Raw genomic sequence first — 24144 nt, 5'->3', positions numbered from 1 at the left:
CTATCTCTACTTCGGATTTCGGAGTCGCGGGTTGCTGATGATCGCAAGAACGTCCGCCAGCAGATTGAGCAGCACATAGGTGGTGGCAAAGATGAGTCCCGCCGCCTGCACCACGGGGATGTCCCGCTTGGACACAGAATCCACCAGGAGTTGTCCCAGTCCGGGATAGACGAAGACCACCTCCACGATCACCACGCCCACCACCAAGTAGGCCAGGTTCAGCGCCACCACGTTGATGACCGGAGACAGGGCGTTGGGAAAGGCGTGAACCACCACCACCCGGAGGCGCTTCAGGCCCTTCAGTTTGGCCATCTCGATGAAGGGAGCGCCCAGGATGTTGATGATGGACGCCCGGGTCTGGCGCATCATGTGCGCGGTCACCACCATAGTCAGGGTGGCGCACGGCAGAAACACCGCGTAAAGCTTCTCCCACAGGGGCATCTGGTCGTTGATGTTCGAAATGCTGGGAAAGAGCCCCAGCTCGGCCGAAAGGATCGCTATCAGGATGTAGGCGATGAAAAATTCGGGAAACGAGATCATGGTCAAGGTGACCATGGAAATCGTGCGGTCGAAAAGGCTGTTTCGGTAGAGCGCGGCCAGGATCCCCAGAAGGATGGAAAGGGGAACCGCCACGGCCGCCGCCGTGGCCGCCAGAAAGAGCGAGTTGGCGAAACGCCATCCGATGAGGCCGGCGATGGGCCGACCGTTGGAAAGGGAATTGCCGAAGTCCCCCCGAACAAAATCGGAAAGCCAGGCCAGGTAACGCTCGTGCGCGGGCAGATCCAACTTGAGCTCTTTTCGAAAAGCCGCCACCGTCTCCGGCGTAGCGTTTTGTCCCAAGACGGCCTCCGCCAGATCGCCCGGGAGCAGTTCCACGCCTACGAAGATGAGCACGGAAATGACGGCCAGGGTCAAGGCGCCAAAAGCAATGCGTTTGAAAATCAATTCTTTAAGTGGACTCATGGTTCTCCGGCGATCTCATCAAACTTTTTTGACGGCCATGGTTGCCCCGTTGGGGGCGTCCAGGGCAAACGGGTCGCAGGGCGGAGCCATGCGACCCGGGGGTTTGACTTGGCGTGGTGCCGTCCATGCCCTGGGATGCCCGTGCACAGGGGTTTCAGGGCGATCCGGCGATGGCCTCCGTATGGTAGGGGCGGTTCGCGAACCGCCCCTACATCAAAATCGACCTCTCCGGTCCGGGCTCCACCTCGGCTCCAGCGGCAAGGGGGCCATTTCCTTCTGGGAAACCCCTTAAGCAAACCACCAGCGCTCGGTCAGGCGGAAACCGTCCAACTCCCAGTTGACCGCCAGCTTGCCGTGGCGAAGCTTGTCGGTGGCCGCCGACAGGTCCGCCGCGAACATGGGAACCACCACCCCGCCGTCGTCGCGCACCAGTTGCTGCATCTCCACGTACATTTCACGCCGCTTCCTTTCGTCCAGCTCGGCACGTGCGGCCACCAGCAGTTCGTTGAAGCGCTTGTTGTTCCAGTGAGTGTCGTTCCACGGGGCGCCCGCGGCGTAGGCCGTGCTGAACATCATGTCCTCCGTGGGCCGTCCGCCCCAGAAGACCGCACACCAAGGCTTCTTCATCCAGACGTTGCTCCAGTAGCCGTCGCTGGGCTCCCGGACCACCTCGATCTCGATTCCCGCCTTGGCGGCGCTTTCGCGGTAGAGCACACCGGCGTCGATGGACCCGCTGAAGGCCGCCTCGGACACATGGAGCTTGAAGACATGCTTTCCAAGTCCCGCCTTCTTCAGATAGAACTTGGCCTTGTCCGGATCGTATTGGCGCTGCGGCAGTTCAGAAGCATAGTAGCGATTGGCCTTGGCGATGGGATGATCGTTGCCCACCGTACCGTAGCCGCGCAGGATGGTCTTCACCATCTGCTCCCGGTCAATGGCGTGCTTGAGCGCCAGGCGCACGTTGTTGTCGTTGTAGGGGGCCACGTCACACAACATGGCGAAAGTGTAGTGCTTGAACCCATGTTGCTCCATGACCTGGATGCCCGGCATGCGCTTAAGCAGGTGCACCGTCTTGAGTTCGCAGCGGTTGATCACGTCCACCTGGCCCGTCTGCAGGGCGCTGGTGCGGGCGTTGACGTCGTTGATGCAGATGACCTCCACCTCGTCGAAGTGCGCCCGACCCTCCTTGAAAAAGTTGGGATTCCGAACGGCGAATCCCCGCACCCCCGGCTCGTAGTCCTTCAGGATGTAGCCGCCCGTTCCCACACCGTCCAGGAAGTCCGTTCCGGCCGGACAGATGCTCAGATGGTAATCGCTCAGAACGTACGGAAAGTCCGCATTCCCGCCCTTGAGGGTGAAGACGACGGTGTCCTTGCCGTCGGACTTGATCTCCTCGACGGAATCCAACAGCGCCTTGGCCGCCGACTTGCTGTCTTTGCCGCGATGGTGGTTGATGGAGTAAATCACGTCTTCGGCGTCCATGGTCTTGCCGTTGTGGAACTCCACGCCTTTTCGGAGCTTGAAGACCCACTTCTTGGCGTCCGGGGTGGCCTCCCAGCTCTCGGCCAGCTCGGGAATGGCCCGGTTGTCCGCGTCGATCTCCACCAGATTGTTCCGCAGGGACGTGTTGAAGACCTGCATCATCATGTCCGTGATGGTGGCCGGATCCAGGGAATCCGTCGTGGAACCGCCGGAGATGCCGACACGCAGCCGCCCGCCCTTCTTGGGGGTTTCCGCCAGGGCTCCACCCGGCAACAACAGGGGAGATACGGCGGCCGTCAACCCCAGTGCCGAAACCTGCCTCATGAAATCCCGGCGGCTGACCTTGCCCTGAGCCAACAGTTTCTCCAATTCCTTCAGCCTAAACATGAAACCCTCCTTTTGAGTTCTCAGGATCCAACTTCATCGCTCCGGGCTTTCTCGTCATTCCCACCACCGGCACGCCCCCGATTCCCCTCGCCATATTCCTGCATTCCGGGGCCCGACCGGCAACATCCCAGACATCAAACGCCCACCGAGCTTGTATCCATGCGTTATCGCGATATGGAGTGAGGTCCTGAGCGGCGGAATCCACGCCGGACTGGGCAAACCGTGCGATGGTGCAGACAAGGCATAGCAATTTTCTAGTGAAATAGTCAAGGCAGGAAACATCTGTACAGGCATCGTATCAACAACATTTGTTTGCATTCACTAAATTTCCGGGCGGTGGGAAAGCTTGTCCTCGGAAGGAAAGACTCGAAGAGGAGGCAGGATGGGGGACGTACCGGATCAGCCGGCTCCATCCCGGACCGACTCGGAGATTCCGAAACGAAAAAAAGGAAATGCTCCCCATTGGGGGCCGGCGGCCAGGGGGCATGGCCTTGTCTGAATGGGTAAGTATCCTGGATAAATGGAGACCGAACGCGAAGATGGGCCCTTGAAGCGCTTGCCGAAGGATCAGCCGGACCCGAGGCGGAGTGCCGCGCCTATGAGCTAGTCCGAGAACGTTACGGACGACCGTCTTTCTCTTTTTCTCGTAGCGCAGCCCTTCAGGGCTGGGCAAGATCCTCCGGATGTTGGATAGACCATCTCGTATTTCCTGTCACTTCATGGAGTTGCGATGGCCCTTTCCGCGGGGCTGAAGTCCCGCGGGCACGAAGTGAACGGAATTTCCCTTGGGTCATGAGCCGGAAAAAGCATTCTCGGATAAACTCCCAGGCCAGAGGTGAAGACGGTCTGCTGCTTTCGGACAACCGCTACTCGGCCTCCCCCGGAAAAGCCTCCAGGGAGTCGCACAAATTCCCCAGGGCCTCCGCCGTGTCTCCGGTCACATGGAGACGGAGCACGGGGCGGCCTGCCGCCAGAAGCGCCTCCCGATCGCCGTGGGCCTGGGCGGCGATGAGGGTCCCGAAGGTGACGCTGGAAGCGGAGGCGCCGGGAGCGTCGGGAATGGGCAGGTCGTTACGGACTTCGTTGGTTATTTGGACAAAACGCCCCTTGCCGGCGTCTCCCTTGTGGAGCTGGCCCGTGGAGTGGAGAAACCGCGGTCCGTAGCCCACGGTCACGGCCCTTCGGCTGCCGTCGCGAAGCGCTCTTTGCAGGCAGGTCAAAACTCGATCCGTTTCTTCATCGGGAGGCACATAGGCCTGGATGGCCACATAGCCGCCCGCCGAAAGATCCTCCACAAAGCGTTTCAGAGCCTGGGCGGGCGCTCCGGCGGGGGCGTCCCCCAGCACCTGGATTCCTTCCGCTTCAGCCGCCACCGGCAGCCGGGGAAGGGATCCCGATGCCTTATAGGCTTCCAGCATCTTCTTGGCCTGCACCTTGGCGGATTCCACGTTGGGCTGATCGAAAGGATTGACGGCCAGAAGATGGGACGCCACGGCCGTGGCGAATTCCCAAAGGAAGAAAAGCGCCCCCACATCATAGCGGTCTTCCGCGATCAGGTGCACGCAGGGAAACCCGGCCTTCAGAAGATCTTCCAGGCCGTCGGCCCGAGCCGCCCCGCTTTCGTTCACCAAGACGAAAAGCCGGTCGTCCCCGTACACGTCCGGGGGCCCCAAGGGTTCGCCCGCCACGGGAAGGATGCCGCGCCCCTCCTTGCCCGTGCTTTCGGCCACCAGCTGTTCCACCCAGTCGGCCAGGTTGGCGAAAACCGGATCCACCCCCAGAGTCATCTTGTCCCGGCCCGCCCGTGCCGCGGCTCCCAGCACGGCGCCCAGAAACAAGCCGGGATTGGCGCCGGGTGTCTCCGGATCCGAAACCCGGCAGGCTCGGGCCGCCGCCCGCCCCCTGGAAAGGATTTCACCTACATCCGCTCCCGTGAGGGCGGCGGGCACCAGACCGAAATAGGAAAGCGCCGAATAGCGGCCGCCGATCTCCGGATCGTTGAGGAAGATCTTCCGAAAGGCCAGGGAGCGGGCCATGTCCTCCAAACCGCTTCCCGGATCCGTCACGGCGCAGAAACGGCTCCCCACTTCGTGGGAGGGGAAGACGTCCAGCATCAGGTTGTAGAAGTACTTGAAGAGCGAAATCGTCTCCACCGTGCCGCCCGACTTGGTGGCGACCACGAAGAAGGTTCGTTCCAGGTCCAGTTGATCGCGGACCCGGGCGATGGCGTCCGGGTGGGTGGTGTCCAGCACCGTGAGCCGCAAGAATCCGGGCTGAGGGGGAAAGATGCGGCTGAGTACCTCCGGGGCCAGGCTGGACCCGCCCATGCCCAAGAGCACCGCCTGGGTGTAGCCGTCGGAACGGACGTCGTCCACGAAGGCGTTCACTTCCGCCAGTCGGGACTCCATGGCGTCGGCCACGTGGAGCCACCCCAGACGGTTTGTGATCTCCCGCGGCTCGGGCTTCCAGATCGTGTGGTCTTTTCGCCAGATCCTCTCCACGACCCCGTCGCGGGCCATGGCGGCCACGGCTGCATCCACACTGCGGTCCAGCACCCCCGGGAAAAGCTCCAGCTTGATGTCACCTGCCATCGGTCCGACCCCCGTTTCTCTTCCCGGGATTCGCCACCCCGTGCGATCCCGGGCTGATCCAAATGTGCATGTACCCCCAAAACATGACGTCGCGCCTTCCGCCCCTATACACCCTACTCGCGGTCTGTAGGGGCGAATAATCATTCGCCCCTACAATAAATACCGCTCCTAATCTGAGCGATTTTTTCTTCGGGTGTCTCTTACACCGCGTGATTAGCGGGCGGGGGTAAACCCCGCCCCTACCCAATGGGTCCGGGGCTTTTTGTAGGGGCGGGCTTTACGCCCGCCCTTCAGGACCTGTCCATGAGAAAGAACCGTCCAATTCAGGCCGCTTGCAAGAGGTGCAGAGCCGACAGTGCTGCGGAAAGAGAAACTCGGGAAAAGATAGCCGAACCTCGTTCTCAAGGCCCTTCAAGGCGTTCGGATGGTGCGACTCCGCGGGGCTGAAGCCACTGCGGCTACCGACAAAGGACAAATCCTTTTACCAGCTGTCGGATGAAACATGTTTTCAGACAAGGCCCTCAGAGGCTGTCCGAAAACTCCGCCACCCGTCACTCCCGCGCAAGCGGGAGTCCATAACTTACTGAAAATTCTGGATCCCCGCTCCCCGTTCAAGCCGGGGACAAGCTTCGCGGGGATGACCAATGGGCATTGAACAGCGCAAATCAATCGTTCTCGGACAGGCTCCTCAGGAGTCGTCCCCCGGCTCCAGGTGAAGGAACACGGCCGGCATCCTCAGTGAATCGGCGGTGCCCAGCGCTTCCGCCCCCTGGCGGTCAAAACGCCGCCAGACGTCGTCAAGCATTACGTTCGACGGCACCGTGAGCACCATGCGGACTCCGCCCCGTCTATCGGAAAAGCCCGCCCTTTCCAGGGTCGCCCCCACGGCCTCCTCAAAGGCCTCCGCCGCCCGAGCCAAGGCTTCCCGGTTTTCCTCCGTTCCTTCCCGGAGAAAAGCTCCCAGGACCTGGGCCAGATGTTCCCTGGCTCCGGTGTCCTGAAACGCCAGCCTGAATTGCTCGAAATCCTCCGAACCCAGGAGATCCAGGCGCGGCAGTTCCAGCAGACTCCATTCTCCGCGCTCCCACGTCTCCCCGCGCCGTTCCCGTTCCGTCTGGAAGGGATCCAACACCTCGTCCACCACTTCCCGGTTGATGGCGGTGAGCAACACCCGATCCCCCTGGAACGCCAGCCGACTGAAGAGCCGAAACCAGAATCCGATCCGCAGGCGCAACAGATAGGTGAAGTGGCCCCATTCGGGACTGAGCGGGGGATTGGTGGTCTCCAGGGCCCGTTGGAGCTCGCCCGCGTCCTCCTCGTCCGCCCCCAGAGCTTCCAGGAGCTGGTCCTCCAATCGGCTCACCTTCTGGAGGTTTCCCGCCAGCTCCAATTCCCGCTGGTCCAGCTCCCGGCCCAGTTCCAGGAAGACGCACGCCTCCGCCAGGAGCCATTCGGACGGATCGGGAGCGGGCACGCCCATTCCCTTGAGCAGGGTCTGGATGTGGGCGCGGCTTTCCGGGCTTCCGCCCAGGGACCATTCCCGGCTGAGGGCGGCCATGAGTCCGTCTTCCCCGAACTCCGTTCCCATTCGGCGGTATCCCTGAAGCACCACCCGCACGCGCTCCCAGAACCCCTCGTCCCGATCCAGCACATGCTGAATGCAATAGGTCTGAGCCCACTCCGGCAGAGTGGCGGGCTCCACGATCCTCAGACAATCCAGCGGCGACCACGCGGTGGCGAGGCACCGCGCCGCCGGTTCCGACAAGACGCTGTGAGGAAAGAGAAAGAATCTCGTCTTCGTTTCGTTCATGATCCTCTCCGTAGGACAGGCCGTCTTTTCACTCTTCCCGGGAATCCCAAAATAGCGGCTGATTCGGCAGTTGGACGCCGGCCGTGCGGGCCGCCTCCCCCAGCAGGCGCCGAATGGCCCCCTCGCCTTCCGGTCCCACATCCCGGCTGAAATCGTTGACGAAGGTTTCGATATGCCGACGGATGACCTCCGGCTCCATCTCCTGGGCGTGCCCTCGAATGTACGGCCAGGCCTCGGCTTGGTGCCGGCGCGCCCAGTCCAGGCTGCGCACGATGGCCTCATCCACCCGCCGTGCCGCCTCGGGGCCCAGGCTGCGGCGGATGACGATGCATCCCAGCGGGAGCGGCCACCCGGTGGTCTCCTCCCACCACGCCCCCAGGTCCAGGACCCGATGCAGCCCGTAATTCGGATAAGTAAAGCGCCCTTCGTGGATCACCAATCCGGCGTCCGCCGCTCCGGAAGCCACAGCCGGAAGCACCTGTTCGAAGGACATCTCCAGGCGAGGGCCCTCGCAGGCGCCCAGGAGCTCCAACAAGAGATGGGCCGTGGTCATCCGCCCCGGAATGGCCACGGCGGCGTTCCGAAGATCTTCCAGGGCGCAGGGCTTTCGGGCCACCAGCAGCGGTCCGCAGCCTCTTCCCAGGGCCCCGCCGGAACGAAGCAGCCAGTATTGGTCCAGGCAGTGGACCAGGGCGTTGAAGGAGATCTTGGTCACATCCAGGTCCCCACGGCGGGCCTTCTTGTTCAGGGCTTCCACGTCGGCCAGGAAAGGCTCGGGCGTCAGGCCGGACCGGTCCACCCGACCCAGGGCGATGCCGCTGAAGATGAAGGTGTCGTTGGGGCAGGGGGAATAGCCCAGAGAAAGCTCTTGATTCATGGCGAACGTCCATTCCATGAGGGAGGGGCTTCCGTTCCGTTTTCCGTCTCTTCCGCCGGCAGGCCCGCATCGAGCCACCTTTGGAGGACCCGGTGGCAGTGATCCAAGGCCTCCTCCAGTCTCCACCAGGCCTTGTCCCGCACCCCGGCCGGGTTGCTGATCCCCCGACATTGCAGAACCGGTACGCCGTAGCGGAGGCACACCTGGGCCACCGCGCTGCCTTCCATGTCTTCCGCCCACGCATCATAGCGGGAAAACCGCTCCAAGGCGATCCTTTCATCGCCGCTCACCATGCCCACTGTGAGAAGCGGACCGTAACGGATGTGAAACGTCCCGAAGGCGCCCACCGGCGTGATTTCTCGAATCCGCCGGTACCAGGGGCTCCGGTCCAGGGGATATCGACCGAAAAGAGGCTTTCCGGCATCGTGGGCTAGTGGGATCCCGATGGCGCGCATGGACCGAAAGCCCCGGGATTCCCATACCCCCTCATCGCCGGCCACCACTTCCGACGCCACCAGCACATCCCCCACCCGAAGGGGCCCGCCGGAATACGCGCCGGCACTGCCGACCACGCAGACCAGGCTCGGCGCCCACCGCTCCAGAAGACACGCCGTGGCCCCCGCGGCGTTCACCTTGCCGATCCCGGTCACCGCCGCCGTCACCTGGAGATCCCCCCAAAAGCCTTCCCACGTGTCCCCGAACGGCCCGCTCCGGCGGCGCACACGAGCCAGGCGACTCACCATGGGAAAAATTTCCGATTCCACCGCTCCCAGCAGGAGCAGGTCGCATCGGCCGCGATGGTTTCCTGTCATGGATCCGTGCCCCCTTGGTTGGCGCAACCTATCAAAACAGCTTGAGAAATGTCAAACCCGCCGCCCATGAACTAGTGTTCACAAACCTTGACGCTTGGAAGGGCCTTTCTGTATGGTGCACGAGCCCTTGTGAAAGAAAATTGTCGAGGACCTAAACCGAGCGATTTTTTCTTCGGGTGTCTTTTACACCGCGTGATTAGCGGGCGGGGATAAACCCCGCCCCTACCCAATGGGTCCGTGCCCTTTTGTAGGGGCGGCCTTTACGCCCGCCCTTCAGAACCTGTCCATGAGAAAGAATCGTCCAATTCAGGGAGGACAAACCCCTGATGCATCTCTTCCTGGAACAGCTCCTGAACGGTGTGGCCATCGGGTCCATCTACGCCCTGGTGACCCTGGGGCTCACCTTGGTCTACGGCATCCTGCGCATTTTGCACGTGGCGCACGCAGCCGTCTACACCGTCGGAGCTTATCTGGGACTTCTTTTCTTCAAGATGTCGGGAAGCCTGCTGGTGGGGTGCGCGGGCGCTATGGCCGGGTGCGCCGTGCTGGGAATCGCCATCGAGCGGCTGGTCTACTTTCCCCTGCTGAAGTATCCGCCGTACGTGCCGCTCATCGCCAGCATCGCCATCCTGCTGGCTCTGGAAGAAGTCTGCCGCCTGGTGGCCGGCCCCTACATCCTCACCTTTCCGGCCGAACTGCCCTTCCCGTCCCTGAATTTGCTGGGAGTGGACATCCCCTCCTCGGTGATGGGCATCCTTTGCATCACGGCGGGCATCCTGGCCTTTTTGTGGTTTCTCACCACGCGCACGGAAACCGGGCTGGCCATGCGGGCCGTCTCCCAGGATCTGACCATCGCCGACGCCATGGGCATCAACAGCCACGCGGTGGTGAGTTTCACCTTCGCCGTCGGCTCCGCCATCGCCGCCGTGGCCGGGATCCTGGTGGGCATCTATTACAACCAGGTCTATTCCACCATGGGGTCGGTGCCGGCTTACAAGACCCTGGCCATCATCGTGGTCGGCGGCCTCGGTTCCGTTCCGGGCGCCGTGGCGGCCTCGCTTCTTCTCGGCATAGCGGAAACGCTCCTGATCGGCTACGCCCACATCCCCCTTCCTAGGGACGCCCTGGCCTTCCTGGCCATGATCGCGGTGCTCATGTGGCGCTCCGAAGGGCTGTTCGGTTCGCGGTGAGGTTTCCATGAACGCTTACGTCGTCACGGTCGCCACTCTCGTGGCCATTCAATCCATCGTCGCCTGCGGCCTGAACGTGGTGGTGGGCTACGCGGGCCAGATCTCCCTGGGCCACGCCGCCTTCTTCGGCATCGGCGCCTACGCATCGGCCCTGCTCACCACCAAGGCGGGCCTCACCTTCTGGACCGCCCTGCCGCTGGTGATCGCCATCACGGGGTTGGTGGGCCTACTGCTGGGCATTCCCAGCCTGCGGGTCCGGGACGACTTCCTGGCCATCACCACCATCGGGATCAACTTCATCGTGGAGGCCGTCTTCCTCTACGTTCCCTTTTTCGGGGGTGCCCTGGGGATCGGCGGTATCCCCCGGGTGACCTTCTTCCACGTGAAGATGAAGGGCCTGCCCTACCTCTACCTGTGCCTGGCCTTTCTGGCCTTGGTGCTCCTCGTCTGCCGGTGGTTCACCCGAAGCTGGGCGGGCCTGGCCTGCTTTGCGCTCCGCGAAGACGAAACGGCGGCCGCCAGCATGGGGATCTCGCCGGTGCGGTTCAAGCTGCTGGCCTTCGTGCTGGGAACCGCCATGGCGGGCCTGGGCGGGGCCCTCTATGCCCACTTCATGCGATTTATCAGCGCGGGAGATTTCAGCTTTCCCGTGTCGGTCATGCTCCTTTCCATGGTCGTTTTGGGCGGCATGGGAACGCTCTGGGGACCGACGCTGGGAGCGGTGATTCTGGTGAGCCTCCCGGAGCTCTTCCGACCTCTTCTGGAGATCCGGTTTCTCATCTACACGCTGCTCCTGCTCCTCATGATCCGGTTTCAGCCCGGCGGGCTGCTGGGTGAGGCGAGTCTGGTGCGGCGCGTTTTCTCCAGGCTGATGCCCGGGAAGGAGGCGCCCCGATGAAGAAGGTGCTTCTCAGCGTTCGGGATCTGGCCAAGCATTTCGGCGGTCTTCGGGCCGTGGACGGGGTGAGCTTCGACCTCCACGAAAGGGAGATCCTGGGCCTGCTGGGTCCCAACGGCGCCGGAAAGACGGTCTGCTTCAACCTCATATCCGGCGTGTACACTCCCACGGCGGGGGAAATCCACTTCGCGGGCATCCGATCCGACGGCCTGCCGCCCCACCGCATGGCCGCCCTGGGCCTGGGGCGGACCTTCCAGATCGTCAAGCCCTTTTCCAACCTGACGGTCCTGGACAACGTGATCGTCGCCTGCGGGGTCGACCGGTACAGGAGTCTGGCGCGATCCTTCGGGGGCTGGACCGGAGCGGCCGTGAGAAAGAAGGCCGTGGAACTGCTGGAAAGGGTGGGCCTGGCCGATGAGGCGGACCGAAAGGCGGGGCTGCTCCCCCTGGGCCACCTGCGGCGTCTCGAAATCGCCCGGGCCCTGGCGGTGGGGTACCGGCTCATCCTCCTGGACGAATCCTTTTCCGGCCTTCGCGAGGAAGAGATCGCCCCGCTCATGGATCTGGTGGCCCGTATCCGGCAGGACGGCATCTCGGTGCTTCTCATCGAACACAACATGAGAGTGGCCATGAAACTTTCGGACCGCATCGTGGTTTTGGATCACGGGCGAAAGATCGCCGAGGGCCTTCCGGGAGAGGTCGCGCGGGACCCGCTGGTCATCGAAGCCTACCTGGGCCGAGGAGGAAGCTCCCGTGTTGCTTGAGGTGAACCGACTGGAGATCTCCTACGGCGACGTTCGGGCGGTACACGGTGCCGACTTTGCCGTGGCGGAAGGTGAGCTGGTCTCCATCATCGGAGCCAACGGCGCCGGGAAGACCTCCATCCTGAACGGAATCATGGGCCTGGTGCCCGTCCGGAACGGGACCGTTCGGTTTCGAGGCCGCGAGATCACGGCCATGCCGGCCCACAGGCGGGCCCATGAGGGCATTCGTCTGGTTCCCGAGCGGGCCAGGGTCTTTCCCCGGCTGTCGGTCTATGAAAATCTTCTGACGGGGGCCTACGGGCTGAGAAAGAAGATCCCCCTGGAAGAGCGGCTCCGGTGGCTCTACGGGCTTTTTCCCATCCTGGAAGAGCGCCGGGATCAGCCGGCCCAGACCCTTTCCGGAGGGGAACAGCAGCAGCTGGCCATCGCCCGGGCCCTGATCTCGGACCCCAAGCTGCTCCTGGTGGACGAGGTGTCCATGGGGCTCATGCCCAAGCTGGTGGACCAGGTCTTCGATCTTCTGCAGTCCCTCAACCGGGACCACGGGCTCACCATCCTGCTGGTGGAACAGAACGCCCGGGCGTCCCTGGAAATCTCGCATCGCGCCTACGTGCTGGAAACGGGATCCGTGGTGATGGAAGGCCCGGCGGACGATCTCCTGGACGACCCCAAGATTCAGAGAGCGTACCTGGGACTTGTCGAGGAAGAGGTGGAACGGCGACAATGACCGGGGCACGGCCCCGTGAGGCGCCTTGATTTTGGTTGGGCGCAGGACGATTCCAACGTGGAGTGTCTCTAAAGATTGGTGGAGGAGGTGGCAACGATGAAGAGAGTCGCACTTTGGTCCTTGATCCTGTCTTTCGTACTTCTCCCGTTCGGCGCCGTTCAGGCGGCGGACACCCTCAAGATCGGCCTGCTGGCCCCGCTCACCGGATTCGCCGCGGCGGACGGTGCCAGCGTTCTCAATTCGGTGAAGCTGGCCGTGGAGAAGGTGAACAAGGACGGCGGCATCCTGGGAAAGCAGGTGGAACTGGTGGCCTATGACGACCGGGCCGACGGCAAGGAAGCCGTGGGGCTCGCCCAGAAGCTCATCCAGCGCGACCAGGTGGTGGGCGTCGTGGGCGGATCCTACAGCACCCCCAGCCGGGCCGTGGCTCCCCTTTTCCAGGAAGAGGAAATTCCCTTCATCGCCGCCTACGCCGTGCATCCGGACATCACCAAGGCCGGAGACTACTGCTTCCGGAACGGCTTCCTGGGCATGGTGGAAGGCCGGGCGGCGGCCTACGTGGCGGTGAGCAATCTGAAGGCCAAGAAGATCGCCCTGCTCACCAGCGACAACGACTTCGGCCGCACCCTGGCCGCGGGCTTCAAGGAATACCTCAGCAAGAACGCGCCGGAAGTGGAACTGGTTTACGAACAGGCCTATCCCTTCAAGGAAAAGGACTTCAAGCCGTACCTGGCCGCCATCAAGGAAAAGAACCCGGATCTCATCTTCGCCAGCGGCTACTACTTCCAGACCGGCCCCATCGTGAGCCAGGCCCGTGAAATGGGCATCACGGCCACCATCTTCGGCGAAGAAGGGGCCGACTCGCCCAAGTTCCTGGAAATCGCGGGCAAGGCCGCCGAAGGGTTCCTCATCGTGACCAACCTGAACCGGGACGATCCCCGCCCGGAAGTTCAGGAGTTTCTCAAGCAATACCGGGAACGCTACCAGATCGAACCGGACATGGTGGGCGCTTCCGCCTATGACGCCTTCATGCTCCTGTGCGACGCCATCCGCCGGGCCGGAAAGACCGACGGCGCCGCCGTTCGGGACGCCTTGGCGGCCACCAAGAATTACAACGGCCTGACGGGCGTCATCCAGGGCTTCACGCCCGAGGGGGAAGTGGTCAAAGACGTGCAGGTGCAGATCGTCCAGGACGGCGCCTTCCACTACTACGGAGTGGTGAAGGACCCGGCGATCATCACGCCGTAGTCCGTGATGAGTGACGAGTGACGAGTGAGAGAAGGCGCTTCTCCACCGTTCTACAAAGGAGGGTCGGGCCCGGATTCCCTGGCTCCCCCCTTTTTCAAAGGGGGGTTGGGGGGGATTCCCCTCGGGGAAAGGCGCGCCCGGAACTTGGAATGCGCCCACGGTGAGTTCTAGAACCGGAGTTGGACGATTCCTTCCCAAGGGGAGTTCTGGGGGCGGGCGTAAAGCCCGCCCCTACGAAGGCGGCCTGTAGGGGCGAATAATCATTCGCCCCTACAGGGGCTGGCTTCCCCAAGGTGCATTTCATCCTTCGTTGTCGCGGGCCGTCCGTGACGGGGATTGATGTGAAAGGACAGTGCTTTCGGCCCCTTGTGGGAGCGGCCTTGGCCGCGATCCGGGTCGCCGGCAAGCCGGCTCCTACAGAAGATGCTTCTTGGTTGACTCTTTCATCCATGCGGGGTGGCGAGCCCCGCCATGAACGTTAGGCAAAAATGAGTAAGGAGGACCCACTTCATGAGCACCACCCCGAAAGAAAGGCTCCTCAAGGAGCTCCGGATCGGCTGCGGCAAACCCCGGCCGGTCAAGGCGCCGCGCGGCACCGAGCTGCACTGCAAGGGCTGGCACCAGGAGGCGGCGCTTCGCATGCTGTGCAACAACCTGGACCCGGAGACGGGCGAAAAGCCCGATGAGCTCATCGTTTACGGAGGCACGGGCAAGGCCGCCCGCAACTGGGAATGCTTCGACGCCATCGTGCGTTCGCTCCTGGAGCTGGAAAACGATGAGACCCTGCTGGTCCAGTCGGGTAAGCCCGTGGGCATCGTGAAAACCTATCCGACGTCGCCTCGCGTGCTCATCGCCAACGCCAACCTGGTTCCCGCCTGGGCCACCTGGGACTACTTCCACGAACTGGAAGCCAAGGGGCTCATCATGTTCGGGCAGATGACCGCCGGATCCTGGATCTACATCGGCACCCAGGGGATCCTGCAAGGAACCTACGAAACCTTCGCCGCCCTGGCCGAAAAACACTTCGGTGGATCTCTGGCCGGAAAGATCACCGTGACCGGGGGCCTGGGGGGCATGGGCGGAGCCCAGCCGCTGGCCGTCACCATGAACGAGGGCGTGGCCATCTGCGTGGAGGTGGACCGGCACCGGATCCAGCGGCGCCTGGACACCCGCTACCTGGACGTGATGGTGGACGACCTGGAAAGGGCCGTTGCCATGGCGCGGGAGGCGGCCGAATCCAAGAAGCCGCTTTCCATCGGCCTTCTGGGCAACTGCGCCGAGATTCTTCCCAAAATGGTGGACATGAACTTCATCCCGGACGTGGTGACCGACCAGACCAGCGCCCACGATGAGCTGAACGGCTACGTGCCGGCGGGCATCCCCTACGAGGAGGCCCTGGCCCTCCGAAAGTCGGATCCCAAGCGCTACATCCAAATGTCCATGGAATCCATGGCCGTTCACTGCCGGGCCATCCTGGACATGCAGGCCCGGGGCGCGGTGGCCTTCGACTACGGCAACAACCTGCGGGGCCAGGCCCTGAAACAGGGCGTGCAGAACGCCTTCGATTTTCCCGGGTTCGTCCCGGCCTACATCCGCCCCCTCTTCTGCGAAGGCGAAGGCCCCTTCCGCTGGGCGGCCCTTTCCGGGGATCCCCAGGACATCATCGTGACCGACCACGCCCTCATGGAGGCCTTCCCGGAAAAGACCCGCATGGTCCGTTGGCTCCAGATGGCCGAAGAACGGGTGGCCCACATGGGACTTCCCGCCCGCATCTGCTGGCTCGGGTACGGAGAACGGGACAAGGCGGGGAAGATCTTCAACGACCTGGTCCGGAAGGGCGCCGTGAAGGCCCCCATCGTCATCGGGCGCGACCACCTGGACTGCGGCTCCGTGGCCTCCCCCAACCGGGAAACGGAAGCCATGAAGGACGGCTCCGACGCCGTCGCCGACTGGCCTCTCCTGAACGCCATGGTCAACACCACCTCCGGGGCCAGCTGGGTGAGCTTCCACCACGGAGGCGGCGTGGGGATCGGCTACGCCCTCCATGCCGGCCAGGTGACGGTGGCCGACGGCACCGACGAAGGCGAAGTGCGGGTGACCACGGTGCTCCGGAACGACCCGGCCACGGGCGTCATCCGCCATGCGGACGCGGGCTACGAAAAGGCGATTCAGGTGGCTCGCGAACGCGGCGTCAAGCTTCCCATGATCAACATGTTCCCGTAGCCCCCGCCACGGGGAATCCCTCCTGCCTCCCCTTTGGAAAAAGGGGGATTCCCCGTGCCCCCCATCACCCATCACCCATCACCCATCACTCATCACGGATTACGGTACGTGCTGCCACCAGGGAATCCAGCGAATAGCAGGCCAGGGCCAGCCAGATGAGGCCGAAGGTCCAGATTTGGACCGCCGTGATGGGTTCGTGAAAGCGAAAGACCGCCAGCAGGAAAAAGGAGCTGGGCGTGATGTACTGCAGGAATCCCAGCGTGGCCAAATGGATCCTGCGCGCCCCCAGGTTGAAGAGAAGCAGGGGCACGGCGGTAAAGAGCGCCGCGGCCATGAGAAGCAAATCCATTGCCGGGCCGTTCCGGAGAAAGGCTCCCCGGCCGCTGTGGTACAGGTAGGCCAGGTAGGCCGCCGCGAAACCGGAAAGCAGACACATCTCCACCGCCAGCCCCGTCAGGGCGCTCACGGCCACCTTCTTGCGAAGGAGTCCGTAGAAACCGAAGGCGAAGGAGAGCGACAAGGCGATCCACGGGAAGCGCCCGTAATCAAGGGTGAGATACCCGACGGCCGCCGCGGCCAGCACCACGGCCACCACCTGAAGGCGTCGCAGCCGCTCCTTGAGGAAGACCACGCCCAGAACCACGTTCATGAGCGGGTTCATGTAGTAGCCCAGGCTGGTCTGGAGCACCTCGCCGTGGTTCACGGCCCAGATGAAGATGAACCAGTTGCAGCCGATGAGCGAAGTGGTGAGCACCAGGGTGGCCACCACCTTGGGAGAGCGGAAAACGGCGGCGAATTCCTTCCAGCCCCCCAGGACCGTCATCACCGGAACGAGAAAGAGAAAGGACCACACCACCCGGTGCATGACGATCTCCAGAGCCGGAAGATCGCTCAGGCACTTCCAGTAGATGGGACTCACTCCCCAGATGAGAAAGGCCCCCGCCGCCAGAACCCCTCCCAGGCCCGACGAATCGGTGGGAGCCCATCTTGCTTCGCCTTTTAAAGTACCATTCATCGGACACGATCCACTTGCGGAAAAGGTAGCGAAATGATAGGCAAAGGCCCTCTCTCAATTTGAAAATCGCGGACCAGCGGGCATTATGAACAGCCCCACAACCCTTGTCAAAACCATCGCTCCTAAGGAAGGGACGGAGATCATGGCACGGATCATCGAATGTGTACCCAACTTCAGTGAAGGAAGGCGCCCGGAGGTTATCGAGGCCATCGTGGAGCCTTTTCGGCGCCGGCGGGGCTGCGCCCTTCTGGACTACCGGGCCGATGCGGACCACAACCGGCTGGTGGTGAGCCTGGCGGGAGCCCCGGAACCGATCCAGGAGGCCCTGCTGGAAGCGGCCAAGACGGCCGTGGAGCACATCGATCTCAACCGGCACCAGGGTGGCCACCCCCGCATGGGGGCCGTGGACGTGATTCCCTTCGTGCCGCTTCGAAACATCACCATGGAAGAATGCGTGGCCCTGGCCCGTGAATTCGGGAAGCGCTACCATGAAGAGACGGGCGTTCCGGTCTATTTTTACGAGGAAGCGGCGCTCCGACCTGAGAGAAAGCGCCTGGAGGTGGTCCGAAAGGGCCAGTACGAAGGGCTGAAGGAGTCCATCACCCAGCCGGAAAGGCATCCGGACGTGGGAGAGCCGAAGCTTCATCCCACGGCGGGCGCCACGGCGGTGGGAGCCCGAAAGATCCTGGTGGCCTTCAACGTGAACCTGGGCACCTCGGACGTGAACGTGGCCAAGGAGATCGCCAAGGCCGTGCGCTCATCCAGCGGGGGGCTGTGCCATGTGAAGGGCATCGGGCTGGCCCTGGAAGACCGCGGCCTGGTGCAGGTGAGCATGAACGTGGTGGACTACGAAAAGAACGCCCTCTACCGGGTGACGGAACTCATCCGCATGGAGGCCAAGCGGTGGGGGGTTCCCGTGGTGGAAACGGAAGTCTACGGCATGGTGCCGGCCGCCGCGCTGCTGGAAAGCGCCGCCTACTATCTTCAGATCGCCGACTTTTCCCCCGACCAGGTGATCGAATTGAAGATGCTGGAAATGCTGGGGGGAGATGCGGAATGATCGACAAGGTCTTTCGGAACGCCACCCTCTTCACCCCCGTGGATCGGGGACGCCCCCAGGCGGGCCCGGACCAGGGGGCGGTCCGGGTGGTGGAAAAGGGAGCCATCTGGTGCCGGGACGGCCTGATCCAAGCCGTGGGCCCGGAAGAAGAGGTGCTGAGAAGCCTTCATCCGTGCGTGCCGGATCAGGAAACGGACCTGGAGGGCCGCTGCGTCATACCGGGATTCGTGGATCCCCACACCCACCTGTGCTTCGCCGCCACCCGCGAAAGGGAATTTTCCCTGCGCCTCCAGGGGGTGGAATACCTGGAGATCCTGCGGCGCGGAGGCGGGATCCTCTCCACCGTGCGCTCCGTGCGGGAAACGGACGAGGAGGAGCTCTTTCTGGCCACCCGCCGACGGGCCCTTTCCGCCCTCCGATTCGGCACCACCACGGTGGAAATCAAGAGCGGATACGGCCTGGACACGGAAACGGAACTGAAGATGCTGCGCGTCATCCGCCGGATCGGCCGGGAAACGCCCCTGGACGTGGTTCCCACCTTCCTGGGGGCTCACGCCGTGCCGGAAGAATACCGGGATCGCAGCGACGCCTTCGTCGACCTGGTCATCGAAGAAATGATCCCCGCGGTGGTGCGCCAGGGCATCGCCCGGTTCTGCGACGTCTTCTGTGAAAAGGGGGTCTTTTCCGTCGAACAGAGCCGAAGAATCCTGCAGGCCGCCACCGCCGCCGGCCTCGGGGCGAAGATCCACGCCGACGAGGTCCACGATCTGGGCGGAGCGGGACTCGCGGCGGAAGTGCGCGCCGTCTCGGCGGAACATCTGCTGGCGGCGTCGGAAGCGAACCTCGAGGCCATGGCCCGGGCGGGCACCATCGCCGTGGTGCTTCCGGCCACGGCTTACAGCCTGCGAAAGCCCTTCGCTCCGGCCCGAACCATGATCGAGCTGGGCGTTCCGGTGGCACTGGCCACCGACTGCAATCCCGGATCGTCCTACACGGAATCCATGCCCTTCGTTTTCGGGCTGGCCGTGCTCCTGACGGGCCTTTCGGTGGAAGAGGCTCTGACCGCGGCCACCCTGAACGCCGCCTACGCCGTGGGCATGGCCGAAAGGGTGGGCAGCCTGGACGTGGGGAAACAGGCCGATTTTCTGGTCCTGGAAGGAGAAACCCCGGCGGTCATCGCCTATCATGCGGGCGTCAACCCGGTGGTCCAGGTGTATAAGAAGGGGGAAAGGTTAAAGGTAAAAGGTTAAAGGTGAAAGGGGCAAGGATGGGAGGTGGCAGGACCTCTGGTGAAAGAGTCGCGGGCCGGAGCCCCGCGACCAGATAAGGGGCGATCTTTTTATCCATCGCGCGCTTGGCGGGCGGGGATCAACCCCGCCCCTACCCAAGGAGTGGATGCGCTCTTGTAAGAGCGGGCTCTATGCCCATCCCCCATTCCCCTTTCGCCTCCAACCTTTCACCCTTTACCTTTCACCTTTAGCCTTTAACCTTTCCCCTTTCACCTCATCCCAGGGAGGATATTCATGAAAAATCTCAACCAGTTGACGGTTACGGAATTTCTCGAGGAACTGGCGTCGGAGAATCCCGTTCCCGGAGGCGGAAGCGTGGCCGCCCTGGCCGGAGCCCTGGCCGCGGCGCTCACCACTATGGTGGCGCGGCTCACGGTGGGAAGGGAAAAGTTCCAAGACCGCTGGGAAACCATGGAACCCATCGAAAAGCGGGCCGCGGAACGGATCGCTCTCTTCCAGTCCCTGGTCCAGAAAGACACCGAGGCCTACCAGAAGGTGGTGGACGCCTTTCGCCTGCCCAAGGAAACGGAAGAAGAAAAACGATCCCGCCGGGAAGCCGTTCAGGAGGCTTTCAAGGAGGCCGCCCGCGTTCCCCTGGAAACCCTGTTGGCCCTGAAACAGTTGGCCGAGGATGCCCTGGAAGCGGTTCGTTCCGGCAATCCCAACGCGGCCAGCGACGCCGGGGCGGCCGTGCAGATGATCCGCGCCGGGGCCACCGTGGCCGCCTACAATGTCTGGATCAACCTGGGATCCATCAAGGACGAAGCCTTTTGCTCGGAAGCCAAAGAAAAGGCGGACGCCGCTCTGGCGAGAATCCGGAAGGCCGAGTCCCAATGCCACGACCTTCTGGCCAAGGAGCTGCTGTGAGCCTTCGGATCGGCACACTCTCCGTGGACCCGCCCCTCGTCATGGCCCCCATGGCGGGGATCACCGACCGGGTCTTCCACCGGGTCATGGCCCGTTTCGGGGCCGGCCTGGTGGTGACCGAAATGGTGAGCTCCGAAGGGTACCGCCGGGGGGATCCGGCCAGTCGCCGGCTTCTCGTTCGGGACCCTGAGCTGGGCATTCCCGTGGCGGTGCAGATCTTCGGCCGGGACCCGGAAGCCATGGCGGAAATCGCCCGCGCAGCCGAAGCTCACGGCGCCGCTCTGGTGGACATCAATGCGGGATGTCCCATCCGCAAGGTGGCCCGCCAGGGAGCCGGCGCGGCCCTTCTCAAGGAACCCGACCAGCTCCTTCGGATCGTGGAACGGGTCAGGGAGGCCGTTTCCGTCCCCGTCACCGTGAAGACCCGCCTCGGCTGGGACCGGCAAAACCTTTGCATCCTGGAAGTGGCGAAGAAGCTGGAAGAGGCCGGAGCGGACGCCGTCACGCTCCACGCCCGCACCGCCCGTCAGCTCTACGGGGGCCGCGCGGACTGGAGCTGGATTCGTCGGGTAAAGGAAGCGGTTTCCATACCCGTCATCGGCAACGGGGACGTGGTCTTTCCGGAAGATTTTCACCGGATGATCCAGGAAACGGGCTGCGATGCGGTCATGATCGGTCGGGGCGCCCTGGGAAACCCGTGGCTCTTCCAGGTGATCGCGGGCGAACTGGGCCGGCCTCCCCGCGTGCCTCCCCGCCCCGACTGGGAGGACTTCCGGCGCACGGTCCGCGATCACGCCGTGGAATTCATCGAAGAAAAGCCCCGGGCCGTGGGCATCCTGCGAAAACTCCTGGTCTGGTATTCCAAGGGGTGTCCCGAGTCGTCCGCCCTCCGCGGGAGGATCATGGCCGCCCGGGACGCCCGGGAGATGCTGTCGCTTTTCGATGCCTGGGTGGCGGAGCAGGCCGAAAAGGGCCTGGATTTTCTCCATTGCAAGATCCATAAGCGGCCCATCCTGAAACAGATCGACCTGGAAGGGCTGCCGGGACGTCACGACCTGCCTTCGGAAAGGATGCCCGCATGAAAGTACTGGTGGCGGAAACCGCCGGCTTCTGCCGCGGCGTGCGCACGGCCCTGGAGATGACCCTGGAAGCGAGCCGATCCAAGGCCGGGGAGCCGCTGTGCACCTTCGGGCCGCTCATCCACAACCGCCAGGTCCTGGCCATGCTCCAAGAGCGGGACGTCAGCGAAGCCCGGGACCTGGAGGACTGCCGGGACAAGTGGATCATCGTTCGGGCGCACGGCATCCCGCCCGATCAGCGCCGTCGGCTCAAGGACGTCGGCCGCGGCTTGATCGACGCCACGTGCAAGCGGGTGGCCCGCGTGCAGGCCATCATCCGCAAACACGCGAGAAAAGGCTATCACGTCGTCATCGCGGGCGACGAGGACCACGCCGAAGTGATCGGCCTCATGGGGTACACCGAAGGTCGGGGGACGGTGATCCAGAAGCCGGAACACGTGGACGCCCTTCCCAACTGGGACCGGGTGCTCCTGGTGGCCCAGACCACCCAGAACGAGGAGGTCTTTCGGGCCATTGTGGAGAGGTTCCGAAAGAAATTCCCCCTCGGGATCGTGGAAAACACCATCTGCGGCGCCACCCACGACCGCCAGAGAGAAGTGCGGGAACTGTGCCGACGCGTGGACGCCATGGTGATCGTGGGCGGCTACCACAGCGGAAACACCGTGCGGTTGGCGGAAGTGGCCCGGGAATGCGGGGTGCCCACCTACCACGTGGAAACGGAAAAGGATCTGGATCCCGGCCGCATGGCCCGATACGCCACGGTGGGGGTTTCCGCCGGGGCCTCCACCCCCAATTGGATGATCCGGAACGTGGTGCGGTTCCTGGAAGGCATCGAACCGGAGATGGAGGACAAGGGGGCGGGATGGAAGCGGCGGCTGGAGCTCTTCGCCTACAACAACCTGGGCTGTTCCCTGGCCGCGGGGCTTCTGGTGGCCGCCGTGTCGGCCCTCACGGACCTTCCGGTCCGGCTTTCCCACATGATCATGGCCGCCGCCTATGCCTTTTCCATGCACACCCTGAACCGCTACCTGGACCACGAGGCCCTCAAGCTCAACGATCCCGAACGGGCGGCGTTCTACCAGAAGTGGCGGAAGGTCTTTACCGCGGCCAGCGCTTTTTCGGCCGTGCTCGCCCTCCTGCTGGCCGCATCCCAAGGCCCGTTCACCGCCGTCGCCCTGCTGCTGCTCCTGGCCTTCGGGTCCCTCTATGCGGTCCCCATCTTTCAGCGCCGATTCTTCACGGAACGAAACATTCTGACCATCAAGGACATCCCCGGATCCAAGACCTTCATGGTTCCGCTGGCCTGGGCCTGCGTCACCGTCTGGCTGCCGCACCTCAACCATCTGGGAGACGGCTTCGGGCGGCTTCTCTGGGCGTTCCCGCTGGTTTTCCTCCTGGTGCTTTTGAGAACGGCCCTTCTGGACTGCCTGGACATCCAGGGAGACCGGCTGGTGGGTCGGGAAACCATCGTGGTGCTGCTGGGGGAGCAGAAGACGATCCGGCTCCTGCTGGCCGCCGCCCTCACCCTGGCCGTCCTGCTCATGGCGGGTCTATGGACGGGCCTCACCACCCCGTTCGCCCTCTTCTGGCTCCCGGCCGCCGCGGCCTACGGCGTCTTTGCCAAGGTTTCCCGGGGAAAGCGGCTGCGGGATGCTCCCATGCTGGAAACCCTCATCGAAGGGGTGATCGTGGCGCTGGGGATCCTGGGAGCCTTCTGGCTTTGGATGGAAAGCCTGTAGACGGAAAGTCATGGTTCCCGGCCTTGTGAGCGTCATCATCCCCACCCATAACCGGGCCCGCATGGTCCGGGAGGCGGTGGAATCCGTCCTGGCCCAGAAAGATGCGCGCTTTGAACTCATCGTGGTGGACGACGGCTCAACGGATGAGACGCCGGAAGCCCTGGGCCCCCACCGGGACCGCCTCCGCTTCATCCGCCAGGAAAACCGGGGGGTGAGCGCCGCCCGCAACCGCGGCATCCAGGTCGCCCGGGGGGAATGGATCGCCTTTCTCGACTCCGACGACCTGTGGCTTCCGGGAAAACTTCGAGCCCAGCTTTCCTTTTTTGAAGAGCACCCCGATCTGCTCATCTGCCAGACGGAAGAAGTGTGGATCCGAAACGGCCGGCGATGGAATCCCAAGAAATATCACGCCAAACCGTCCGGGTATTGTTTCGGGAGGCTCCTGGAGCGCTGCCTGGTGAGCCCGTCGGCGGTGATGATTCACCGGAGGGTTCTGAACGAGGTGGGGCTTTTCGACGAAACCCTTCCCGCCTGCGAAGATTACGATCTGTGGCTCCGAATCGGATGCCGCCGCCCCATCGGCCTTGTGCCGGAACCGCTGGTGATCAAGCGGGGCGGCCATCCGGACCAGCTTTCGGCCACCGTCCCGGCCCTGGATCGGTACCGGATCCGCGCCATCGCCAAGATCCTGGAAACCGAAGACCTTACGGCGGAACTGCGGGTTCAGGCCGTCGCCGCACTCCAGGCCAAGGCGCGGATCTACGCGCAGGGATGCCTCAAGAGGGGCCGGAGCGAGGAAGCGCGGGCCGTCCTTTCCCTGGCGGCCCGCTACGGCACCTCGAACAGTCATGGCTCTCCTTGCTCCAACCCGCGCGGATGAAAGAGCGGCTCGGGGCAAGGGCCTTTTGTGGGAGCGCCGCCAGGCGCGATTCTCTTGGCGTCACCACGCGGCTGTTGGATTGCCGGCCACGCTCATCGCGGCTTGCGCCGCTCCTACACACCGGTCACTTCCATTTGCGTCGATTCGCGTTCATCCGCAGTTCTCTTTCGGATGAACCGATGAATGAACAGGGGCCGGCGGGCGGGGATAAACCCAGCCCCTACACAAGGAATCAAGGCGTCC

The 24144-nt window shown here is 63.5% G+C and carries 19 protein-coding genes; 12 read left to right on the top strand and 7 right to left on the bottom strand.

The genetic code is table 11. The features are described 5' to 3' along the window. Nucleotides 1-6 precede the first annotated feature (6 nt). The 6 genes from BUB04_RS12305 to mqnB all read right to left on the bottom strand — a co-directional run bounded on the left by BUB04_RS12305 (nt 7) and on the right by mqnB (nt 8922). The gene (locus tag BUB04_RS12305; RefSeq protein ID WP_073039929.1) at nt 7-963 is read right to left on the bottom strand and encodes an ABC transporter permease; all 957 of its coding nucleotides are present in this window, start codon (nt 961-963) and stop codon (nt 7-9) included. A gap of 288 nt (nt 964-1251) precedes the next feature. Continuing rightward, nucleotides 1252-2832, bottom strand: a complete 1581-nt coding sequence (locus BUB04_RS12300; RefSeq protein WP_073039926.1) for an ABC transporter substrate-binding protein — start codon at nt 2830-2832, stop codon at nt 1252-1254. 866 nt (nt 2833-3698) lie between these two features. Beyond that, nucleotides 3699-5423, bottom strand: coding sequence for a phosphoglucose isomerase-related protein (locus BUB04_RS12295; RefSeq protein WP_073039924.1), 1725 nt, complete (start codon nt 5421-5423; stop codon nt 3699-3701). A 688-nt stretch (nt 5424-6111) separates the two neighbouring features. Continuing rightward, nucleotides 6112-7233 carry a hypothetical protein gene (locus BUB04_RS12290; RefSeq protein ID WP_073039922.1) on the bottom strand — a complete coding sequence of 374 codons (1122 nt, stop codon included), beginning with the start codon at nt 7231-7233 and terminating at the stop codon, nt 6112-6114. Nucleotides 7234-7261: 28 nt separating this feature from the next. Further along, on the bottom strand, nt 7262-8128 hold the full coding sequence (locus tag BUB04_RS12285) for a 1,4-dihydroxy-6-naphtoate synthase (RefSeq protein ID WP_245795187.1): 867 nt from the start codon (nt 8126-8128) through the stop codon (nt 7262-7264). Then, nucleotides 8107-8922 (bottom strand): futalosine hydrolase, encoded by an 816-nt coding sequence (gene mqnB / locus BUB04_RS12280; RefSeq protein ID WP_073039920.1) that lies wholly within the window; start codon nt 8920-8922, stop codon nt 8107-8109. The genes BUB04_RS12285 and mqnB overlap by 22 nt, the downstream gene beginning before the upstream one ends. Before the next feature lie 326 nt (nt 8923-9248). Between mqnB and BUB04_RS12275 the strand changes: the two genes are divergently transcribed. The 6 genes from BUB04_RS12275 (at nt 9249) to hutU (ending at nt 15972) form a co-directional block, all read left to right on the top strand. Next, nucleotides 9249-10112 (top strand): branched-chain amino acid ABC transporter permease, encoded by an 864-nt coding sequence (locus BUB04_RS12275; RefSeq protein ID WP_073039918.1) that lies wholly within the window; start codon nt 9249-9251, stop codon nt 10110-10112. A gap of 7 nt (nt 10113-10119) precedes the next feature. Next, a complete protein-coding gene (locus BUB04_RS12270; protein WP_073039916.1) occupies nt 10120-11010 on the top strand; it encodes a branched-chain amino acid ABC transporter permease in 891 nt (296 codons plus the stop codon). Then, a complete protein-coding gene (locus BUB04_RS12265; protein ID WP_073039914.1) occupies nt 11007-11774 on the top strand; it encodes an ABC transporter ATP-binding protein in 768 nt (255 codons plus the stop codon). Before BUB04_RS12270 ends, BUB04_RS12265 begins: the two co-directional genes overlap by 4 nt. Next, on the top strand, nt 11764-12501 hold the full coding sequence (locus BUB04_RS12260) for an ABC transporter ATP-binding protein (RefSeq protein ID WP_073039912.1): 738 nt from the start codon (nt 11764-11766) through the stop codon (nt 12499-12501). The genes BUB04_RS12265 and BUB04_RS12260 overlap by 11 nt, the downstream gene beginning before the upstream one ends. 96 nt (nt 12502-12597) lie before the next feature. Then, nucleotides 12598-13749 (top strand): ABC transporter substrate-binding protein, encoded by a 1152-nt coding sequence (locus BUB04_RS12255; RefSeq protein ID WP_073039911.1) that lies wholly within the window; start codon nt 12598-12600, stop codon nt 13747-13749. 510 nt (nt 13750-14259) lie between these two features. Continuing rightward, nucleotides 14260-15972, top strand: a complete 1713-nt coding sequence (gene hutU, locus BUB04_RS12250; RefSeq protein ID WP_073039909.1) for a urocanate hydratase — start codon at nt 14260-14262, stop codon at nt 15970-15972. 85 nt (nt 15973-16057) lie between these two features. On the opposite strand, the gene rarD is transcribed toward hutU, so the two are convergent. Further along, the gene (gene rarD / locus BUB04_RS12245; RefSeq protein ID WP_073039907.1) at nt 16058-16987 is read right to left on the bottom strand and encodes an EamA family transporter RarD; all 930 of its coding nucleotides are present in this window, start codon (nt 16985-16987) and stop codon (nt 16058-16060) included. A gap of 142 nt (nt 16988-17129) precedes the next feature. Here rarD and ftcD point away from each other — a divergent pair, with 142 nt between their 5' ends. The 6 genes from ftcD to BUB04_RS12215 all read left to right on the top strand — a co-directional run bounded on the left by ftcD (nt 17130) and on the right by BUB04_RS12215 (nt 23901). After that, on the top strand, nt 17130-18047 hold the full coding sequence (gene ftcD, locus BUB04_RS12240) for a glutamate formimidoyltransferase (RefSeq protein ID WP_073039905.1): 918 nt from the start codon (nt 17130-17132) through the stop codon (nt 18045-18047). Further along, complete coding sequence (gene hutI / locus BUB04_RS12235; RefSeq protein WP_073039903.1) at nt 18044-19297, top strand: imidazolonepropionase; 1254 nt, start codon at nt 18044-18046, stop codon at nt 19295-19297. The genes ftcD and hutI overlap by 4 nt, the downstream gene beginning before the upstream one ends. Before the next feature lie 273 nt (nt 19298-19570). Next, nucleotides 19571-20203, top strand: coding sequence for a cyclodeaminase/cyclohydrolase family protein (locus BUB04_RS12230; RefSeq protein WP_073039901.1), 633 nt, complete (start codon nt 19571-19573; stop codon nt 20201-20203). Further along, nucleotides 20200-21285 (top strand): tRNA dihydrouridine synthase DusB, encoded by a 1086-nt coding sequence (dusB, locus tag BUB04_RS12225; RefSeq protein WP_073039899.1) that lies wholly within the window; start codon nt 20200-20202, stop codon nt 21283-21285. Before BUB04_RS12230 ends, dusB begins: the two co-directional genes overlap by 4 nt. After that, nucleotides 21282-23021, top strand: a complete 1740-nt coding sequence (gene ispH, locus BUB04_RS12220) for a 4-hydroxy-3-methylbut-2-enyl diphosphate reductase (protein ID WP_073039898.1) — start codon at nt 21282-21284, stop codon at nt 23019-23021. Before dusB ends, ispH begins: the two co-directional genes overlap by 4 nt. Before the next feature lie 10 nt (nt 23022-23031). Further along, nucleotides 23032-23901: a glycosyltransferase family 2 protein gene (locus BUB04_RS12215; protein ID WP_073039896.1), complete on the top strand. Its 870-nt coding sequence runs from the start codon at nt 23032-23034 to the stop codon at nt 23899-23901. Nucleotides 23902-24144: the final 243 nt, after the last annotated feature.

The sequence above is a fragment of the Desulfacinum infernum DSM 9756 genome (genome assembly GCF_900129305.1).
In the GTDB taxonomy this organism is placed as follows: domain Bacteria; phylum Desulfobacterota; class Syntrophobacteria; order Syntrophobacterales; family DSM-9756; genus Desulfacinum; species Desulfacinum infernum.
Note: the sequence above shows the minus strand (reverse complement) of the source record. Positions and strands in the feature narration are given on the sequence as shown.

Excerpts from the sequence above, each read along its gene's own strand:
- BUB04_RS12270 (WP_073039916.1), top strand. The coding sequence starts at position 10,120 with ATGAACGCTTACGTCGTCACGGTCGCCACTCTCGTGGCCATTCAATCC.
- BUB04_RS12300 (WP_073039926.1), bottom strand. The coding sequence starts at position 2,832 with ATGTTTAGGCTGAAGGAATTGGAGAAACTGTTGGCTCAGGGCAAGGTC.
- BUB04_RS12255 (WP_073039911.1), top strand. The coding sequence starts at position 12,598 with ATGAAGAGAGTCGCACTTTGGTCCTTGATCCTGTCTTTCGTACTTCTC.
- BUB04_RS12305 (WP_073039929.1), bottom strand. The coding sequence starts at position 963 with ATGAGTCCACTTAAAGAATTGATTTTCAAACGCATTGCTTTTGGCGCC.
- hutU (WP_073039909.1), top strand. The coding sequence starts at position 14,260 with ATGAGCACCACCCCGAAAGAAAGGCTCCTCAAGGAGCTCCGGATCGGC.
- BUB04_RS12265 (WP_073039914.1), top strand. The coding sequence starts at position 11,007 with ATGAAGAAGGTGCTTCTCAGCGTTCGGGATCTGGCCAAGCATTTCGGC.
- BUB04_RS12290 (WP_073039922.1), bottom strand. The coding sequence starts at position 7,233 with ATGAACGAAACGAAGACGAGATTCTTTCTCTTTCCTCACAGCGTCTTG.
- rarD (WP_073039907.1), bottom strand. The coding sequence starts at position 16,987 with ATGAATGGTACTTTAAAAGGCGAAGCAAGATGGGCTCCCACCGATTCG.
- BUB04_RS12230 (WP_073039901.1), top strand. The coding sequence starts at position 19,571 with ATGAAAAATCTCAACCAGTTGACGGTTACGGAATTTCTCGAGGAACTG.
- ispH (WP_073039898.1), top strand. The coding sequence starts at position 21,282 with ATGAAAGTACTGGTGGCGGAAACCGCCGGCTTCTGCCGCGGCGTGCGC.
- BUB04_RS12295 (WP_073039924.1), bottom strand. The coding sequence starts at position 5,423 with ATGGCAGGTGACATCAAGCTGGAGCTTTTCCCGGGGGTGCTGGACCGC.
- BUB04_RS12215 (WP_073039896.1), top strand. The coding sequence starts at position 23,032 with ATGGTTCCCGGCCTTGTGAGCGTCATCATCCCCACCCATAACCGGGCC.
- hutI (WP_073039903.1), top strand. The coding sequence starts at position 18,044 with ATGATCGACAAGGTCTTTCGGAACGCCACCCTCTTCACCCCCGTGGAT.
- ftcD (WP_073039905.1), top strand. The coding sequence starts at position 17,130 with ATGGCACGGATCATCGAATGTGTACCCAACTTCAGTGAAGGAAGGCGC.
- BUB04_RS12285 (WP_245795187.1), bottom strand. The coding sequence starts at position 8,128 with ATGGAATGGACGTTCGCCATGAATCAAGAGCTTTCTCTGGGCTATTCC.
- BUB04_RS12275 (WP_073039918.1), top strand. The coding sequence starts at position 9,249 with ATGCATCTCTTCCTGGAACAGCTCCTGAACGGTGTGGCCATCGGGTCC.
- mqnB (WP_073039920.1), bottom strand. The coding sequence starts at position 8,922 with ATGACAGGAAACCATCGCGGCCGATGCGACCTGCTCCTGCTGGGAGCG.